At 69.5% G+C, this 16,961-nt stretch carries 12 protein-coding genes; 5 read left to right on the top strand and 7 right to left on the bottom strand.

The annotated features are described in order from the left end of the window. Positions 1–62: 62 nt before the first annotated feature. Entirely contained in the window at positions 63–2,585 is a 2,523-nt protein-coding gene (locus AC1MED_RS07800) for a DNA gyrase/topoisomerase IV subunit A (protein WP_479786284.1), read from the top strand. A gap of 71 nt (positions 2,586–2,656) precedes the next feature. On the opposite strand, the gene AC1MED_RS07795 is transcribed toward AC1MED_RS07800, so the two are convergent. Next, the gene (locus AC1MED_RS07795; protein WP_479786283.1) at positions 2,657–3,040 is read right to left on the bottom strand and encodes a VOC family protein; all 384 of its coding nucleotides are present in this window, start codon (positions 3,038–3,040) and stop codon (positions 2,657–2,659) included. 64 nt (positions 3,041–3,104) lie between these two features. On the opposite strand from AC1MED_RS07795, the gene AC1MED_RS07790 reads away from it, so the two are divergent. Continuing rightward, positions 3,105–3,623: a DinB family protein gene (locus tag AC1MED_RS07790; protein ID WP_479786282.1), complete on the top strand. Its 519-nt coding sequence runs from the start codon at positions 3,105–3,107 to the stop codon at positions 3,621–3,623. A gap of 30 nt (positions 3,624–3,653) precedes the next feature. Here the strand turns inward: AC1MED_RS07790 and AC1MED_RS07785 are convergent, their stop codons facing one another. Genes AC1MED_RS07785 through AC1MED_RS07770 form a run of 4 tightly spaced genes read right to left on the bottom strand, consistent with a single transcriptional unit; the run spans position 3,654 to position 10,930 of the window. Then, the gene (locus AC1MED_RS07785) at positions 3,654–4,676 is read right to left on the bottom strand and encodes a GNAT family N-acetyltransferase (protein ID WP_479786281.1); all 1,023 of its coding nucleotides are present in this window, start codon (positions 4,674–4,676) and stop codon (positions 3,654–3,656) included. Between the two features lie 22 nt (positions 4,677–4,698). Then, positions 4,699–8,241: a thiol reductant ABC exporter subunit CydD gene (gene cydD, locus AC1MED_RS07780; RefSeq protein ID WP_479786280.1), complete on the bottom strand. Its 3,543-nt coding sequence runs from the start codon at positions 8,239–8,241 to the stop codon at positions 4,699–4,701. Between the two features lie 6 nt (positions 8,242–8,247). Next, entirely contained in the window at positions 8,248–9,297 is a 1,050-nt protein-coding gene (gene cydB, locus AC1MED_RS07775; protein ID WP_479786279.1) for a cytochrome d ubiquinol oxidase subunit II, read from the bottom strand. A gap of 34 nt (positions 9,298–9,331) precedes the next feature. Next, the gene (locus tag AC1MED_RS07770) at positions 9,332–10,930 is read right to left on the bottom strand and encodes a cytochrome ubiquinol oxidase subunit I (RefSeq protein WP_479786278.1); all 1,599 of its coding nucleotides are present in this window, start codon (positions 10,928–10,930) and stop codon (positions 9,332–9,334) included. Positions 10,931–11,276: 346 nt separating this feature from the next. Between AC1MED_RS07770 and AC1MED_RS07765 the strand changes: the two genes are divergently transcribed. Both AC1MED_RS07765 and AC1MED_RS07760 read left to right on the top strand, forming a co-directional pair. Continuing rightward, positions 11,277–11,663: a BlaI/MecI/CopY family transcriptional regulator gene (locus AC1MED_RS07765; RefSeq protein WP_346959021.1), complete on the top strand. Its 387-nt coding sequence runs from the start codon at positions 11,277–11,279 to the stop codon at positions 11,661–11,663. Between the two features lie 5 nt (positions 11,664–11,668). Beyond that, positions 11,669–12,655, top strand: coding sequence for a M56 family metallopeptidase (locus AC1MED_RS07760; RefSeq protein WP_479786277.1), 987 nt, complete (start codon positions 11,669–11,671; stop codon positions 12,653–12,655). A gap of 89 nt (positions 12,656–12,744) precedes the next feature. On the opposite strand, the gene AC1MED_RS07755 is transcribed toward AC1MED_RS07760, so the two are convergent. Then, the gene (locus AC1MED_RS07755; RefSeq protein ID WP_479786276.1) at positions 12,745–14,853 is read right to left on the bottom strand and encodes a DNA gyrase/topoisomerase IV subunit B; all 2,109 of its coding nucleotides are present in this window, start codon (positions 14,851–14,853) and stop codon (positions 12,745–12,747) included. Positions 14,854–15,080: 227 nt separating this feature from the next. Here AC1MED_RS07755 and AC1MED_RS07750 point away from each other — a divergent pair, with 227 nt between their 5' ends. Continuing rightward, positions 15,081–15,302, top strand: coding sequence for a DUF7455 domain-containing protein (locus AC1MED_RS07750; RefSeq protein WP_175321658.1), 222 nt, complete (start codon positions 15,081–15,083; stop codon positions 15,300–15,302). A 206-nt stretch (positions 15,303–15,508) separates the two neighbouring features. On the opposite strand, the gene AC1MED_RS07745 is transcribed toward AC1MED_RS07750, so the two are convergent. Then, a complete protein-coding gene (locus tag AC1MED_RS07745) occupies positions 15,509–16,837 on the bottom strand; it encodes an RNA polymerase sigma factor (protein WP_346959024.1) in 1,329 nt (442 codons plus the stop codon). Positions 16,838–16,961: the final 124 nt, after the last annotated feature.

Raw genomic sequence — 16,961 nt, 5'->3', positions numbered from 1 at the left:
CATCGCGCCTCAACAGCCACGCACCATCAACTGAGTAACCCGTCGAAGGACCCACCAGCCCCATGGCACGCCGCCAAACCACGCCCCCGGCAGGGGAAGCCAGCCCGGATTTCACCGAGAACATCGTCGACATTGACGTCACTTCCGAAATGGAAGGCTCGTTCCTGGAGTACGCCTACTCGGTGATCTACTCCCGTGCCCTGCCCGATGCCCGCGACGGCCTCAAGCCCGTGCAGCGGCGCATCCTGTACATGATGAGCGAGATGGGCCTCCGCCCGGACCGCGGCCACGTCAAGAGCGCGCGTGTGGTGGGCGAAGTGATGGGCAAGCTGCACCCGCACGGCGACACGGCGATCTACGACGCCATGGTCCGGATGGCACAGGACTTCTCGCTGCGGCTGCCGCTGATCGACGGCCACGGTAACTTCGGCTCGCTCGACGACGGTCCGGCCGCCCCGCGGTACACCGAGGCCCGGCTGGCGGCGGCGGCGCTGACCCTGACGGACCACCTCGACGAAGACGTGGTGGACTTCGTCCCGAACTACGACAACCAGCTCACCCAGCCGGATGTGCTCCCGGCCGCGTTCCCGAACCTGTTGGTCAACGGCGCCACCGGCATCGCCGTCGGCATGGCCACCAACATGGCCCCGCACAACCTCGGCGAGGTGGTGGCGGCGGCGCGGCACCTGATCGCGCACCCGGACGCCTCCCTCGAGGACATCATGAAGTTCGTCCCCGGCCCGGACCTGCCCACCGGCGGCCGGATCGTGGGCCTGGACGGCATCCGCGACGCGTACGCCACCGGCCGCGGCTCCTTCAAGACGCGGGCCAAGGTGGAAGTCGAACAGCTTTCGGCGCGCCGCACCGGCCTGGTGGTCACGGAACTGCCGTACATGGTGGGCCCGGAGAAGGTGATCGAGAAGATCAAGGATGCGGTCAACGGCAAGAAGCTGACCGGCATCAGCGACATCGTGGACCTCACCGACCGCAAGCACGGACTGCGGCTGGTGATCGAGCTGAAGAACGGCTTCAACCCGAACGCCGTGCTCCAGCAGCTTTACCGCTTCACGCCGATGGAGGACTCCTTCGGCATCAACAACGTCACGCTCGTCGACGGGCAGCCGCAGACCCTGGGGCTGCTGGAACTGCTCTCTGTCTACGTCAACCACCGCATCAACGTGGTGCGCCGCCGCACCTCGTTCCGCCTGGGCAAGAAGAAGGACCGCCTGCACCTGGTGGAGGGCATGCTCATCGCGATCGTGGACATCGACGAGGTGATCCAGATCATCCGGTCCTCGGACGAGGCCGCCGCGGCCCGCACCCGGCTGATGTCCATCTACGACCTGTCCGAGATCCAGGCCAACTACATCCTGGAACTCCGGCTGCGGCAGCTGACCAAGTACTCCCGGATCGAGCTGGAGAAGGAACAGGACGAGCTGCGGCGCGAGATCGCCGAACTCCAGGCCATCCTGGACTCCCCCGAGCTGCTGCGCGGGCTGGTCTCCGACGAACTCGGCGAGCTCGCGGACAAATACGGCACCCCGCGCCGGACCGTGCTGCTCGAATCCGAGGCCGTCTCCCCCACGGTCGCCGCGGCCCTCACCGCCGCACCCGGCGCCAAGGGCAAGGCGGCGCCGCTGGCCCTGGAGATCGCGGACGACCCCTGCTGGGCGATCCTGACGGCGTCCGGGCAGATCGCGCGCACGGCCAACCAGGACAGCCTCGCCGAATCAGGCCCGCGGACCAAGCACGACGTCTTCCGCTCAGTGGTCAAGACCTCGGCGCGCGGCGAGATTGCCGCGGTCACGTCCCAGGGCCGGATGCTGCGGCTCCAGGTGATGGACATGCCGGTGCTTCCGCCCACGTCCGGGACGCCCAACATGGCCGGCGGCGTGCCGGCCAAGGACTTCATCACGCTGCTCAAGGGCGAGTCCCTCGTGGCGTTCGCACCCCTGGACCAGGTCCTCGCGATCGGGACCGCGCAGGGCGTGGTCAAGCGAGTCCAGCCGGACTACCCGTTGAACCGCGAGGAGTGGGAAGTGATCGCGCTCAAGGACAAGGACACCGTGGTGGGCGTCGAGCCCGCCGCCGCGGACGACGTCGAGCTGGTCTTCGTCACCCGGCAGGCCCAGCTGCTGCACTTCAGTGCCTCGGCGGTCCGGCCGCAGGGCCGCACCGCGGGCGGCATGGTCGGGATCAAGCTGGCCGCCGGTGACCGGGTGCTGCACTTCGGCACTGCCCGCTCCTCCGACGACGCCGCCGTGGTGGTCACCATCGCCGGCACCGAGGGGGCGCTGCCCGGCACCGCCCCGGGCGCGGCCAAGGTCACGGCGTTGGCTGAATACCCGGCCAAGGGCCGCGGCACGGCCGGCGTCCGCGCGCACCGTTTCCTCAAGGGCGAGGACACCCTGCTGCTCGCCTGGGCCGGCCACGGCCCGGCGAAGGCGTCCTCGCTGGCCGGCGTGGCGCGGTCGCTGCCGGGCGAGCACGGCCGCCGCGACGGTTCCGGCATTCCGCTCTCCCAGGCCGTCGACGCGATCGGCCCGAGCATGGCGTGGGCCGCGGAGGACGCCGCGGAGGGCTAGCGGCCCGCGGCTGACCCAGGGCCGCCGCCGTGCGCGGCCGCCCAGGATCAACCCGGGGTCAACCGGCGGGCTTACATCCCCGAGTTGATGTTGAGGATGTTGCCTTCGCTGTCCAGGAACCAGGCGGCAGTGCTGCCATCCGGGAGGGTCGCAATGCCGTCCTCGGTCTTCAGGCCCGGGAAATCGTACTCCTCGAAGACGACCCCCGCCGCGCGCAGTTCGGCGACGGCGGCCGGAACGTCCGGAACCATCCAGCCCATCTGGGTGTTTTTGGCCGATCCGGCGTTGGGCGTCAGGTACACGAGAAATCTGCTGCCGGAGCCGCAGGTGTATTGCAGGTTGTCCTCGGCACCCGGGTTATCCGGTTCGAGTCCGAGTTTGTCGCGGTAGAAATCGCGCGCGCGGGCGATGTCGGCGGCCGGCAAGACGGCGCCGACCAGCTGGTCCTTGAGCATGGCAATGTCCCTTTCCAGGCCCTTCCCCCGGAACGGATTTTACTCCTTCGCCTAGACTGCTCCCATGCCTATCGTTCCCGATCAAAAGGACTGGACCTGGGTGCTGTCACGGCCGTGCCCCGAGTGCGGTTTCGACATCTCTGCCTGCACCCCCGCCACGGCGCCGGGACGGGTGGCCAGTATGCTGCCGCGCTGGCGCGCCGTGCTGCGGCGCCCGGATGCCGCCGTCCGCCCGGACGGGAACACCTGGTCGGCGCTGGAGTACGCCTGCCACGTCCGGGACGTCTTTACCCTTTTCGACCACCGCCTCAACCTGATGCTGACCCAGGACGACGCCCGCTTCGAGGACTGGGACCAGGACCGGACCGCGGTGGAGCAGGACTACGCGGGAGCCGACCCCGCCGAGGTGAGCGCCGAGCTGACGGCCGAAGGCGAGCAAATCGCCGCGTCCTTCGGCCGCGTCCCGGAGCAGGACTGGGGCCGCAAGGGCACCCGCAGCAACGGCTCGGAATTCACGGTGCTGAGCTTCGCGCAGTATTTCCTGCACGACGTCGTTCACCACCTCCACGATGTGGATGGATAGCGTGTGGATGGCTGACGTGCCGGGGACCGTCTAGAGTTCCTTGTCCCAGGCCATGCTGCGGTTGACCGTGCGGTATCCCATCTTGGTGTAGAGCGCCAGGGCTCCCGTGGGGTTCTCCGAGTCGACATCGAGCGAGGCCTTGTCCATTCCCGCCGCGGCAAAGCGGCGCATCGCGTCGGCCAGCAGCGCCTGGGCGACGCCCCGTCCGCGGAACTCGCGGCGCACTCCGAGCAGGTCGGTGTAGCCCTCCTTGAAGCCGCGGTCCGCCGCGCCCTCGGCATCGTGGCTGGCGAGCTGGTAGCCGGCCACCCGGCCGCTGGCCTTCTCCACGACGACGGCGCTGAGGTCAGGCCGCGCCTGCGGATCGTTCACCACAAAACCCCAAGCCTCTTCGTCGCGGGGTTCGCTGCCCCAGTGGTCCCGGAAGGCGTCATTGTGGGCCTGACGCACGGCCTCGTGCAGCCCCGGCCCAAAACCCACCAGTTCCAGGCCGCCGTCCAGGACAGCCTCGGGAATGGCCTGGTCCAGCGGCCGGTGCATTTCGTTGTAGTAGCGGACAACCCGGTAGCCGCAGCCGCCTAAGAGCGCCGCCTGATGGGCATGCTTCTCTTCCATGTAGAGGCGCAGTTTTGGCACGGCCGCCCGGGCCGCCGGGTCCCCGGAGTCCGCAGCCCCTTTCGAGTCTTCGGCGAACCGCTGCCGGGTTCGCGCTTCCAGCCAGGCCAGCAGCCCGGTTCCGACGCCGCTGCCCTGCCACCCGGGGTCCACGCAGCCGTAGCCGACGGCCTTGTCCCCGTCCGCGTTTTTCGTGAGCCTGGCGTAGGCCCGTGCGACCCCCCGGCCGTCGAAGCCGAGGATGCTGTTCGTGGCCGCCGGGTTCGTCCGGGAGTCCAGGATCTGGGCCAGGTCCGCGCGCCGCTCGAACCAGACCGGCCGCTCGACGGCGGCCGTCCGGGCAATCAGGGCGGCCCAGTCGTCAAGCTCGGCGGCGCCGGCCGGCCGCCACGTCAGGCGGCGGTCCAGGCCGGCCTGCGGGTCGGTGCGTCCGTTCATGGCTTACAGGCTAGTGGCGGCCCTACCCCCGCGCCAGCACCGGCGCGGCCGGCCGGAGACCGGCCACGTCCAGGTCCAGCCGGTTATCCTCCGGGCTGATGTCCTCCGGGTTGTGCGTCACCAGGACCACGGTGCGGCCGGCCAGCCCGCGCCGCAACTCGGCCAGCATGCTTCGGCCAGCTTCCGCGTCCAGATGGGCCGTGGGTTCGTCGAGCAGGATCACGTCGGCGCCGGTCAGCAGCGTGCGGGCCACCGCCAGGCGCTGCCGCTCGCCGCCGCTGAGGAACGCCCCGCCGGGCCCGATGGGCGTGTCCAGGCCCCGGTCGAGCCGCTGCAGCAGCGGTTCCAGGCCGACGGCGGACAACGCAGCGGCCAGTTGCCGGTCAAGCCCGGCGGCCGCGGCCGGATCGGTTGCTCCGTCCGTGGGACGCTCCCGCTCTGGCAGGCCCAGCATCAGGTTGCCGCGGATGGTGGAGTCGAAGAGGTGCGCCTCCTGCGGGCACCAGGCGGCACGGCCGGTCAGGAACAGCTTGCCTGACGCAACCGGCAGGAAGCCGAGCATCACGGCCAGCAGGGTGGACTTGCCGGACCCGGAGGCTCCGGTCACGGCCAGCCAGCGGCCCGGTTCGGCGCTGCCGGTCAGCCCGGTGAAGACTTCCGTGCCGCCCGGCCACGCCGCTGCCAGGTTGTCCATTTCCACGCCGGGCCGTCCGCCGGGCCGCCCCGCCACCGGCACGGGCGCGCCGGTTTCGTCCAGCGCGGCCGGCGTGAGGACCCCGGACGCGTTGATCCGCCGCAGCACGGAGCGCAGCGCCGGGTACTGGCGGACCGCCGTCGTGATCGCCGAATAGGGCTCCACGAGCGCCAGCTGCAGCAGCACTACGACGGCGACCGTCGCCGGCTCGGCAGCGCCGCTGAGGGCAAGCGGGGCAGCCAGCACCGCGCTGGCCAGGGCGGCGGACCCGCAGGCCAGGACGGTGAGCGCCTGGCCGAGCCCCTCGGCCAGGGCCGAACGCTGCGACGCGGCTGTCGCGGCCCGGTCGGCCTCGTGGATGCCGGCAAGGACCGGGGAGCCTACGCCGTTGGCGTGCAGTTCGGCGCGGGCGTCCAGGGCCGCCGCGACCCGGCGCAGCACACCGGAGCGCAGCCGCTGCTCGGTTCCGGCGGACATCCGGTCCGCGAACAGTGCCAGGGCGGGCGCGGCGGCGAGGCTGACGATCGCGGCGGCGATCACGGCCGGCAGCGCCGCCGGGAGCAGCAGCCCGATGCCGGCCACGGCCGCCGCGCCCACGGCCACGGCGGTCAGCGGCGGCAGCACGACGCGCGGCAGCAGCTCGCGGACGGTGTCGACGTCGTCCACCACGGCGCCCAGGACGTTGCCGCCCTGCAGGAGCCGCCGCAGCGACAGTGCCCGCTGGCTCAGCGACTCCCACAGCTGGCCGCGGAGCCGCGTCAGCGCGGTGAAAATGGCGTCGTGCAGAAGCAGCCGTTCGGTGTACCGCAGGGCGGCGCGGCCCACACCGAAGAAGCGCACGCCCACGATTGCGGTGAGCAGGTACAGGATGGGCGGCTGCTCGCTGGCGCGGATGATGAGCCAGCCGGACAGCCCGGACAGGGCGACGGCGAACAGCGCGGCCAGGACCCCGACCGCGCCGGCCGCGGCAAACTTCCCGGCGACGGGCGCCAGTAGCCGCCGCAACAGGGCGGCCGTCGCTCCGAAACGGACAACGCCAGCCCTGTCCGCACCGGCGCCTGCAGCACTTTCCGCGGAGTCTGCGGCGGCCCCTGCGGCGGCCCTGGACCCGCCGGTTGCTGCCGGCTGGAGGGCTTCCCGGTCCGCGGTGCGGTGGCTGGCAGTCGACGCCGGCGCGGCGCCGGACACGCTTTCCGGCACGGCCGCGGCGACGGTGGCGCCGGACACGCTTGCCGGCACGGCCGCGGCGACGGTGGCGTCGGTGCGTCTGCCGACGGTCACCAGCCGGTCCGCGAGTTCGCGGGTCTGCCGGTCGTGGGCAACCAGCAGCACGGTGACCTTGCCCCGGAGGCCGGCGATGGTGCGGCTGACTGCGTCCGCGGATATCCGGTCCAGGTGCGCGGTGGGCTCGTCCAGCAGCAGCAGCGTGGCGCCGGCGGCGATCCGGGCCAGCCCGCGGGCGACGGCCACCCGGCGCAGCTCCCCCGGGCTGAGCTCGGCAGGGTGTTTCCCGGCGAGGTGTTCGGCGGCGCAGGCGGCGAGGCACCGCCGGGCCTCGGCAGTGTCTTTGGTGCTGGCCTGCGCCGGGGACCGGTCCGGGGAGGTGCCCAGGTACAGCAGGACTTCCCCGAGCACCGTGGGTTCGACCAGCACGGGGTGCTGCGGCACCCAGGCGAGGTCAGTCCTGGTGAACCCCGCCAGCCGCCCGGTAAGCTCCGTGCCGGCGCCGGCGCCGATGGTGCCGGCCAGCACGCCCAGCACGGTGCTCTTGCCGGCCCCGCTGGGGCCGTCCAGGGCAGTGACCTGCCCGGGGGCGGCGGTGAAGCTCAGCGGGCCGACGGCGGGCTCCGCGCGGCCGGCGTAGCGCACGGCCAGGCCGTGGACCGTGACGGCCGGCGGACTAGCGGCGGACCGGCCGGCGGGGGCGAGCGGCACGGCCTGGGCGGCGTCAAGGACGTCCGTGGTGTCCGCGAGCGCGGCACGGCCTTCGTCGCTGGCGTGGTGGGCGGTGCCGAGTTCGCGCAGCGGAAGGTAGCAGTCAGGCGCAAGGATCAGGGCCAGGAGTCCCGCCTCGAGGGCCATGTCTCCGTGCACCAGCCGGACGCCGATGAAGACGGCGACCACGGCGACCGAGATCGTGGCGATGAGCTCCAGGGCCAGGGCGGAAAGGAAGGCGGTGCGCAGGGTCCCCATGGTCTTGGCCCGGTATTCCTCCGAGATGTCCTCGAGGGCTTTGCGCTGGGCGGCGGCGCGGCCCAGGCCCACCAGCACGGGCAGGCCCTTGGCGAGTTCCAGCATGTGCCCGGAGAGCCGGGACAGCGCCGACTGGGCTTCCCGGACCCGGTCCTCGGTGTAGCGGCCGATCAGGACCATGAACAGCGGCACCAGCGGGACGGTCAGGACGATCACCACGGCGCTGATCCAGTCCGCGAAGAGGATCCTGGCCCCCAGCAGCAACGGGATGGCGGCGCAGTTCACCAGTGCGGGCAGGAACTGGGTGTAGTAGTTGTCCAGGGCGTCCAGTCCCCGCGTCGCCAGGACCGCGAGTCCGCCGTCGGCCGGCCCGGCCGTGCGGGTGCCGGTGTGCAGTGCCCGATCAAGCAGCCGTGAGCGCAGCTCCTCCTTGACCCCCAGCGCGGCGCGGCGGGATGCCACGGCCTGCGCCCACACGGTGAGCGAGCGCAGCACCACCCCGGACAGGCCCCAGCCGAGCTGCTCGGCCCAGGCGGGGTTGTGCCCCATCAGCCCGGCCAGCATGGCGGCGACAGCCTGCCCCATCAGCACGAGGGACAGCGCCTTGAGGGCAGCCAGCAGCCCCAGCAGGTAGAGCGCCGAGCGGGTGGCCGGTCCAGTCGGGAACTGCGGTCTCATGGCCGGTTAATCCTTCGGGGCCAGGGCCTTGGCGGCAATCGCGGGCAGGAAGCTGTGCGCCTCGGGGATGTGGGCGGCGCTGACCCGGCGCCGGAACACCCAGTAGGTCCAGGCCTGGTAGGCGAGGACGAGCGGGAGCCCGATGCAGGCCACGACCGTCATCAGGCCCAAGGTGTAGTCCGAGGATGAGGCGTTGGTGACGGTCAGGCTGAAGTCCGGGTTAAGGGTCGAGGGCAGCACCACGGGGAACGCGGCGCCGAAGATCGAGGCGCTGCCCAGCAGCAGGAAGACGCCCAGTGACAGGAAGGCCCTGCCTTCCGCGCCGCCGCGGGCAAAGTTCCAGGCCAGGGCGGCGGCCACCACGGCGGCGACGACGGCGGCCCAGGTCCACGCCTTCCCGCTCTGCAGCTGCAGCACAATCGCCCAGCCGGCGATCGGCAGGAGCAGCGCCGGCAGCAGCCGGACGAACCACTGCCGCGCGCGGTGCCGGACCTCGCCGTCGGTCTTCAGGGCCAGGAACGCCAGCGCGTGCAGCAGCGAGAAGCCGACGACGGCGAGGCCGCCGAGCACGGCGTAGGCGCTGAACCAGGCGAACGGGCCGCCTTCGCGGTCACCGTTGGCGTTCAGCGGAAGCCCGGTGGTGGTCAGTGCCAGGGCCGCGCCGACGCCGAACGCGGCGACGAGGGAGCCCAGCGCGATGGCCCAGTCCCAGCGCGCACGCCATTGCGGGGTGTCCACCTTGCCCCGGTATTCGAACGCCACCGCGCGGAAGATCAGCGCCACCAGGACCAGCAGCAGCGGCAGGTAGAGGGCGGAGAACAGGGAGGCGTACCAGAGCGGGAACGCCGCGAAGGTGGCGCCGCCCGCGGTGAGCAGCCACACCTCATTGCCGTCCCAGACCGGGCCGATCGTGTTGAGCAGGACCCGGCGTTCGGTGTTGTTCCTGGCGAAGCCCTTCATGAGCATGCCGACGCCGAGATCGAAGCCCTCCAGGAAGAGGTAGCCCGTCCACAGCACCGCGATGGCAATGAACCAGATGGTGGGTAGCAGTTCCATGCTGAATATCCTCTGCAGCTTGTTTTCGGGGCCGTTAGTAGGCGAAGGCCAGGACGTCGTCGGCTTCGGGCTTGCCGCCGGTACCGCCGGGCGGGGTCTGGTCCTCGTTTTCGTCCGCCGGGGCGTGGGCCAGCTCGGGCATCGCGGACACGACGCCGCCGCGGATGTACTTCACCAGCAGCTTCACCTCGACCACCAGCAGCACCGCGTACACGGCGGTCAGCACCACCAGCGAGGTCAGCAGCTCCCCGGCGGAGACCCCCGGGGATACCGCGGCGGCGGTGAACATAAAGACCTGGTCGATGCCGCTGGGATCCGGATTGGGGGCCACCACGAAAGGCTGTCGGCCCATTTCGGTGAAGATCCAGCCGGCGGCGTTCGCGCCGAAGGGGGCCAGGATCCCGAAGACGGCGAGCCGCATCAGGCCGCGGGAGGCCGGGACGGTGCCCTTGCGGGTGATCCAGAGTGCCACGAGGGCGGCGAGGGCCGCCAGACCGCCGAAGCCGATCATCATCCGGAAACCCCAGTAGGTGACTTCCATGACCGGGACGTACTGGATTTCCTGGCCGGCACGGTCCCCGTAGATCGGGTTGTCCGGCAGGTGCGTGCCGTAATCGGCCTTGTACTGATCCAGCAGGCTGTTGACGCCCTTGACCTCAGTGGTGAAGTCGCCCTTGGCCAGGAAGGACAGAATGCCGGGAACCTCGATCACGGCAACGACGTCGTCACAGTTCTTGGAGCCGACGTTGCCCACGCTCAGGATGGAGAAGCCGGTGCCGTCGTGGCAGGCGGCCTCGGCGGCGGCCATCTTCATGGGCTGCTGTACGAACATGAGTTTGCCCTGCAGGTCGCCCGTGATGGCGGTGCCGGCGAAGGAGATCATTGCGACGACGGCGCCGATCCGCAGCGAGCGGATCCAGACGGCGTGGTCGGCACGGTCGCGGCCGGGAATCCGGGACTCGCCGGGAACAACCTTGCCGTCCGCCCCCACGGTGTCGATGCCGTCGTGGCGGCGGCGCCACAGGTGGTACCAGGCGATGCCGAGGAGGAAGGAGCCGGCGACGGCGAGGGCGCCAAAGAGAGTGTGCGGCACGGCCACGAGGGCGGTGTTGTTGGTGAAGACGGCCCAGGCGTCGGTCATCACCGGCCGCCCGTCAATCATCTCGACGCCCACCGGGTGCTGCATCCAGCTGTTGGCCACGATGATGAAGTAGGCGGAGAAGACCGAGCCGATCACGGCAATCCAGAGGCAGGCCAGGTGCACTCCGCGCTTGAGCTGCTTCCAGCCGAAGATCCAGAGGCCCAGGAAGGTGGACTCCACGAAGAAGGCCAGCAGTGCCTCCATGGCGAGGGGGGCACCGAAGACGTCGCCGACGAACCGGCTGTACTCGCTCCAGGCCATGCCGAACTGGAACTCCTGCACAATGCCGGTGGCGACGCCCATGATGAAGTTGATCAGGAAGAGCTTGCCCCAGAACTTGGTCATCCGGAGATACTCCGGCTTGCCGGTGCGGTACCAGAGCGTCTGGATCACCGCCACCACCAGGCCGAGGCCGATGGTGAGCGGCACCATCATGAAGTGGTAGACGGTGGTGATACCGAATTGCCAGCGTGCGATTTCCAAGGCGTCCAAGGCAGTCCCTTTGGCTAGGTTCCCGAGAGTTTTCTACGATGCGTAGAAATAGTACTTCTACAGAGTGTAGAACACGTCCGCACCCTCCCGCACCCAGCGTGGCACGGCACGCCGCACCCCGCAATGGAGCGGCCGCCCGCCGCCGCGCCGACCGCACGCCCCGCAGGTCCGCCGCCGCGCCGACCGCACGCCCCGCACGCCCGCTGCGGCCGACACGCCGCGGCGGCCCTGTTCTACCTCATGTAGAAACTGCGCGTAAAACACGGTAAATTTAAAGCTGAAGTATCGGCACACCATCCGGGGCGGAACCAACTCCCCAGGGCGGCACTCAAGAAGGACGTACGGAATGGCAAGTCTCGGCGAACTGGAACGGGCAGTGATGGACCTGCTCTGGGCAGGCCAGGAGGCTGCGACCGCGAACACCCTGCGGGACCTGCTCGCGCAAAGCACCCGTGCGGCGGGCGGCACGGCCGGCCACGAGGGCAAGGACCTGGCCGTCACCACGGTGCTGACCGTCCTGTCCCGGCTTGAGCGCAAGGGCCTCGTGGAGCGTGAACGCGGCACCCGTCCGCACCGCTACCAGGCCGTCTCCAGCCGCGCGGACCACACCGCGGAACTGATGCACGAGGTGCTCGGCTCCGCGCCCGACCGCGAGGCCGTGCTGGCCCGCTTCATTGGCTCCGTCTCCGCCACCGAGGCGGAGACGCTGCGCAAACTGCTGGGCCACAGCTAACACCGGTGTTCTGGACCTCATATTTTCTGGCGGTCCTGGCGATAGCACTGGCCTGGCCGGTGCCTATCCTTCTTTCGCGCGCCCAATGGCCGGCCCGCTCCCCCTTTACGGCGATGCTGCTCTGGCAGGCGATCGCCCTTGCCGGCGGCCTGTCCATGATCGGGGCCATGCTGGTCTACGGCCTGGAGCCGGTCGGGGACAACCTCCTGGCGGGCCTGCGGTCCCTGGCCGGGATGGTTTTCCGCAATGAGCCCACTACGGCGCTGGGCTTCTGGCATATCTTCGCGCTCTCGGCCGCGGCGCTGCTGAGCGCCCACCTGGTCTTCACCCTGTTGCTCACCTACTACAAGATCCAGCGCCAGCGGCGGCGGCACCGAGAGCTGCTCGCCCTGCTCGCCTCCCCCTCGGCCGACGGCCCCCGGACCATGGTGATCAGCCATGACTCGCCCGTGGCCTACTGCCTGCCCGGTGGCGCCCGCTCAGTCACTGTGCTCTCGGACGGACTGATGGCGGCGCTGGAGCCGGACGAGCTGCGCGCGGTGCTCATCCACGAAAACGCCCACCTGAGCCAGCGCCACCACCTGCTGCTCTGGGCGTTCGCGGCCTGGCGGCAGGCCCTGCCCTGGCTGCCCACCACCCGGCTGGCGCAGGAAGCGGTGAATTCGCTGATCGAAATGCTGGCCGACGACGTCGCCCTCAAGACCGAGAGCAAGGCCACCTTGATCAAGGCCATCGCGATCGTCGCCAGCGGGTCCGCCGGGGCCCCGCGCGCCCGGATGGCCTTCGGCGAGCCGGGCGGTGAGGCCGACGCCGGCCAGCCCGGAGCCACCGGCGGCGCCGGTTCGGCCGTCACCACAGTGTCCCGGGTCAGCCGGCTGCTCTCACCCCAGCCGCCGCTGCCGGAGGCCCTGCGCTACGCGGTCCTGGGTGCCTGCCTGCTGCTGCTGGCGGTGCCCACGGCGCTGCTGATCGTGCCCGGATTGCTCGGCTGAGCCGCTCGAACCGGCTGAGCCGGCTTACCCGCTAGGCTCGGCGAGCCCGGCACTCAGTCCCGGCGCCCAGTTCCGGAAACCGGGCCCGGTCAGGCGTCGATGCGCTCCCGGTCCAGGCTTGCGGCCCCGGCGATGATGAAGTCCTTGCGCGGGGCGACGTCGGAGCCCATCAGCAGGTCGAAGGTCTCCTCGGCCTGCTTCGCATTTTCGATCCCGACCTTACGCAGGGTGCGGTGCCTCGGGTCCATCGTGGTCTCCGCGAGCTGCTCCGCATCCATTTCACCCAGGCCCTTGTAGCGCTGGATCGGCTCCTTGTACCGCTTGCCTTCCTTGGCGAGGCGGTCCAGCAGCACGTGCAGCTCCGCCTCCGAGTATGTATAGATCATCTCGTTGGCCTTCTGCCCCGCGTTGATGACCTCCACTCGGTGCAGCGGCGGGACGGCGGCAAAGACGCGGCCCTCGTCGATCATCGGGCGCATGTAGCGGAAGAACAGCGTCAGCAGCAGGGTCCGGATGTGGGCGCCGTCGACGTCGGCGTCGGTCATCAGGATCACCTTGCCGTAGCGGGCGGCGCTGATGTCGAAGCTGCGGCCTGAGCCGGCGCCGACGACCTGGATCAGGGCAGCGCATTCGGCGTTGGAGAGCATGTCCCCCACCGAAGCCTTCTGGACGTTCAGGATCTTGCCGCGGATCGGCAGCAGCGCCTGGAAGTCCGAGGAACGGGCCAGCTTGGCGGTACCGAGGGCGGAGTCGCCTTCCACGATGAACAGTTCGGAACGCGCGACGTCGTCTGTGCGGCAATCCGCCAGCTTGGTGGGCATCGAGGAAGTCTCCAGGGCGTTCTTGCGCCGCTGGGTCTCCTTGTGGACGCGCGCCGAGATGCGCGACTTCATCTCACTGACGACCTTTTCCAGCAGCAGCGCCGACTGGGCCTTGTCGTTCCGGTTGGCAGAGGTGAGCTTGGCGTTGATCTCCCGCTCGACCACTTTCGCCACGATGGCGCGGACGGCGGAGGTGCCCAGGATTTCCTTGGTCTGGCCCTCGAACTGCGGCTCGGCGAGGCGGACCGTCAGCACAGCCGTGAGCCCGGCGAAGATGTCGTCCTTTTCGATCTTGTCGTTGCCGGCCTTGAGCTTGCGGGCGTTGGTTTCCACGGCCTTGCGGAACGTCTTGACCAGGGCCTGTTCGAAGCCGGACTGGTGCGTCCCGCCCTTGGGGGTGGAGATGATGTTGACGAAGCTGCGCACGGTGCTGTCGTAGCCGATGCCCCAGCGCAGGGCGACGTCCACCTCGCAGTCGCGCTCCACTTCGGCCAGCTGGCTGTGGCCGCGCTCGTCCAGGACCGGGACCGTCTCCTTGAACTTGCCTGCGCCGTGCAGCCGCCAGACGTCGGTGACGGCCGGATCGGCGGCGAGGAACTCGACGAACTCGGAGATGCCGCCGTCGTGGTGGAAGACCTCTTCGTGCGGGCCCAGCTCCCCCGGGGTGCCGGCAACCCGGCGTTCGTCCCGAACGGTGAGTTTCAGCCCGGGGACCAGGAAGGACGTCTGCCGGGCGCGGGCGGCGAGCTCGTCATACGAGAACTTCGCGTCCGGGGTGAAGATCTGCCGGTCGGCCCAGTAGCGGATCCGGGTGCCGGTGACGCCGCGCTTGGCCTTGCCGACGACGTCGAGCACGGAGCCGTCGACAAAGGGCTCGAACACGGCGGCCGGGTCGGGTTTGGTGCCGGGGTCCTTGAAGCGGCCGGGTTCGCCGCGGCGGAAGGACATCTTGTACGTCTTGCCGCCGCGGTCCACCTCCACGTCCAGCCGGGAGGACAGGGCGTTCACCACGGAGGCGCCGACGCCGTGCAGGCCGCCCGAGGCCGTGTAGGAGCCGCCGCCGAACTTGCCGCCGGCGTGCAGCTTGGTGAACACCACCTCGACGCCGGTCAGCCCGGTCTTGGGTTCGACGTCGATCGGGATGCCGCGGCCGTCGTCGTGGATCTCGACCGAATTATCCGCGTGCAGGATGATCTTGATGTCGTGGCCGAATCCGGCGAGGGCCTCGTCCACGGAGTTGTCGATGATCTCCCAGAGGCAGTGCATCAGACCGCGGGAGTCGGTGGATCCGATGTACATGCCCGGGCGCTTGCGGACGGCCTCGAGGCCTTCCAGCACGGAGAGATGCCGGGCGGTGTAATCAGAACTTGGTGCCACGGGTCGGAAACTCCTTCAGGGATGGAACGTGCAGACGCTCTTCCTAGGTTAGTCGGCCCGCCGCCGTAAGCCGGGTTGCCACTCCCCTGGAGGGACAACACTACGGAGAGGAGCTGTCCGCCGTTACTGAGCCGTGATACGCGGACAGCGAAAGTGTCCCATCCTTGCCATGGAACGGCCGCGAATGCTGGTTATATAGATGTATCGATCTACCAAGGAGGCCGAACATGACAACAGCAGTTGCGGACCGCACACTCACCACCGTTGACCGGTGCGACCGTTGCGGAGCTCAGGCATACGTCCGGGTTGTTCTCGGAGCCTCCGGCGGTGAGCTTCTGTTCTGCGCTCACCACGCACGCGCCGTAGAGCCGAACCTTCGCCCGCTCAGTTCCGACTGGCACGACGAGACGGGCCGCCTCCACGAGAAGGCACCGGTTCCGGTCGACTAGACGTACTCAGGGATCCCCAGGGATCCGCCCGTAGGGCCCCTCCGTTACGGAGGGGCCCTACTGCTTTAACATCCCCGACGGGCAATCACGACGTTCAAGCCGCCGCTTAAGACAAACAACGCGGGGCCACGTCGCGCCCGTGGATCCGAAGATCATGGGCGGGACGTGACCCCGCGTTGGCTGAACCGGCGCCCGGTCCGGGGAGCTTAGTCCAGGTAGTCGCGCAGGACCTGGGAGCGGGACGGGTGGCGCAGTTTGGACATCGTCTTCGATTCGATCTGGCGGATGCGTTCGCGGGTCACGCCGTAGACCTTTCCGATTTCGTCTAAAGTCTTCGGCTGTCCGTCGGTCAGGCCGAAGCGCATCGCCACGACTCCGGCCTCGCGCTCGGAGAGCGTGTCCAGGACCGAGTGGAGCTGTTCCTGGAGCAGCGTGAAGCTCACCGCGTCAGCCGGAACCACCGCTTCGGAGTCCTCGATCAGGTCGCCGAACTCGGAGTCGCCGTCCTCGCCGAGCGGGGTGTGCAGCGAGATCGGTTCGCGGCCGTACTTCTGGACCTCGACGACCTTTTCCGGAGTCATGTCCAGCTCGAGGGCCAGCTCTTCCGGGGTGGGTTCGCGGCCGAGGTCCTGCAGCATCTGGCGCTGGACGCGGGCCAGCTTGTTGATGACTTCCACCATGTGCACCGGGATGCGGATGGTGCGGGCCTGGTCGGCCATGGCGCGGGTGATGGCCTGGCGGATCCACCAGGTGGCGTAGGTGGAGAACTTGAAGCCCTTGGTGTAGTCGAACTTCTCGACCGCACGGATCAGGCCCAGGTTGCCTTCCTGGATGAGGTCCAGGAACAGCATGCCGCGGCCGGTGTAGCGCTTGGCCAGCGAGACGACGAGGCGGAGGTTTGCCTCCAGCAGGTGGTTCTTGGCGCGTTTGCCGTCGTGGATCACGAACTCGAGCTCGCGCTTGAGCTTGGGATCCATGGAGCCGTCGTCCGCCGCGATTTTCTCCTCGGCGAACAGCCCGGCCTCGATCCGCAGGGCCAGGTCAACTTCCTGCTCGGCGTTCAGCAGCGCGACCTTGCCGATCTGCTTCAGGTAGTCCTTGACCGGGTCGGCGGTGGCGCCGGCGGACATGACCTGCTGCACGGGCGCGTCATCGTCGTCGGCGTCGGAGTAGACGAAGCCGGAGCCGGTGGTGGCTGCTGCCGCCTTGCCGGCTACCTCTTCGCCGTCTTCACCGAGCTCGACGGCGTCGGGGGTCACCTCATCGAGGTCCTCTTCGACCTCGACATCGTCGGAATCTTCGTCCCGGGACTTGCTTGCGGCTTCGGCCGCGGCTTTGGCGCCGGGCTTGGGCCCGCGCTTCTTGGGCTCAGGCTTGGCGACTGCCGAGGCGGTGTCATCACCCGAAGCGGCGTCTTTTGCAGCCTTGTTGGCTGCACGCGTGGCGGCACGCTTGGCGTTTGCCGCCGCCTTCTTCTCCTCGGGGGACAATACGGCCTGGTCGGCGGGTTCCTTCTTCGCGGAAGACGGGGTCACAGAAAACCTTTCTAGCGGCGGTCTGTGGAATCACCATACGGGCAACACCACTATGACCCTGTCAAGTCCGTGTTTCACATCAGGCGCAATCACGTCCAGCAGAGCCACTTAGTAGAACTGCCGG

Source organism: Arthrobacter sp. BI5 (assembly GCF_056680065.1).
The sequence above is the reverse complement of the archived record's forward strand: the minus strand, read 5'-3'. Positions and strand labels throughout refer to the sequence as shown.

What these genes read in the sequence shown, in the direction of transcription:
- AC1MED_RS07800 (WP_479786284.1), top strand. Translation starts at nt 63, where the DNA reads ATGGCACGCCGCCAAACCACGCCCCCGGCAGGGGAAGCCAGCCCGGAT.
- AC1MED_RS07795 (WP_479786283.1), bottom strand. Translation starts at nt 3,040, where the DNA reads ATGCTCAAGGACCAGCTGGTCGGCGCCGTCTTGCCGGCCGCCGACATC.
- AC1MED_RS07790 (WP_479786282.1), top strand. Translation starts at nt 3,105, where the DNA reads ATGCCTATCGTTCCCGATCAAAAGGACTGGACCTGGGTGCTGTCACGG.
- AC1MED_RS07785 (WP_479786281.1), bottom strand. Translation starts at nt 4,676, where the DNA reads ATGAACGGACGCACCGACCCGCAGGCCGGCCTGGACCGCCGCCTGACG.
- cydD (WP_479786280.1), bottom strand. Translation starts at nt 8,241, where the DNA reads ATGAGACCGCAGTTCCCGACTGGACCGGCCACCCGCTCGGCGCTCTAC.
- cydB (WP_479786279.1), bottom strand. Translation starts at nt 9,297, where the DNA reads ATGGAACTGCTACCCACCATCTGGTTCATTGCCATCGCGGTGCTGTGG.
- AC1MED_RS07765 (WP_346959021.1), top strand. Translation starts at nt 11,277, where the DNA reads ATGGCAAGTCTCGGCGAACTGGAACGGGCAGTGATGGACCTGCTCTGG.
- AC1MED_RS07750 (WP_175321658.1), top strand. Translation starts at nt 15,081, where the DNA reads ATGACAACAGCAGTTGCGGACCGCACACTCACCACCGTTGACCGGTGC.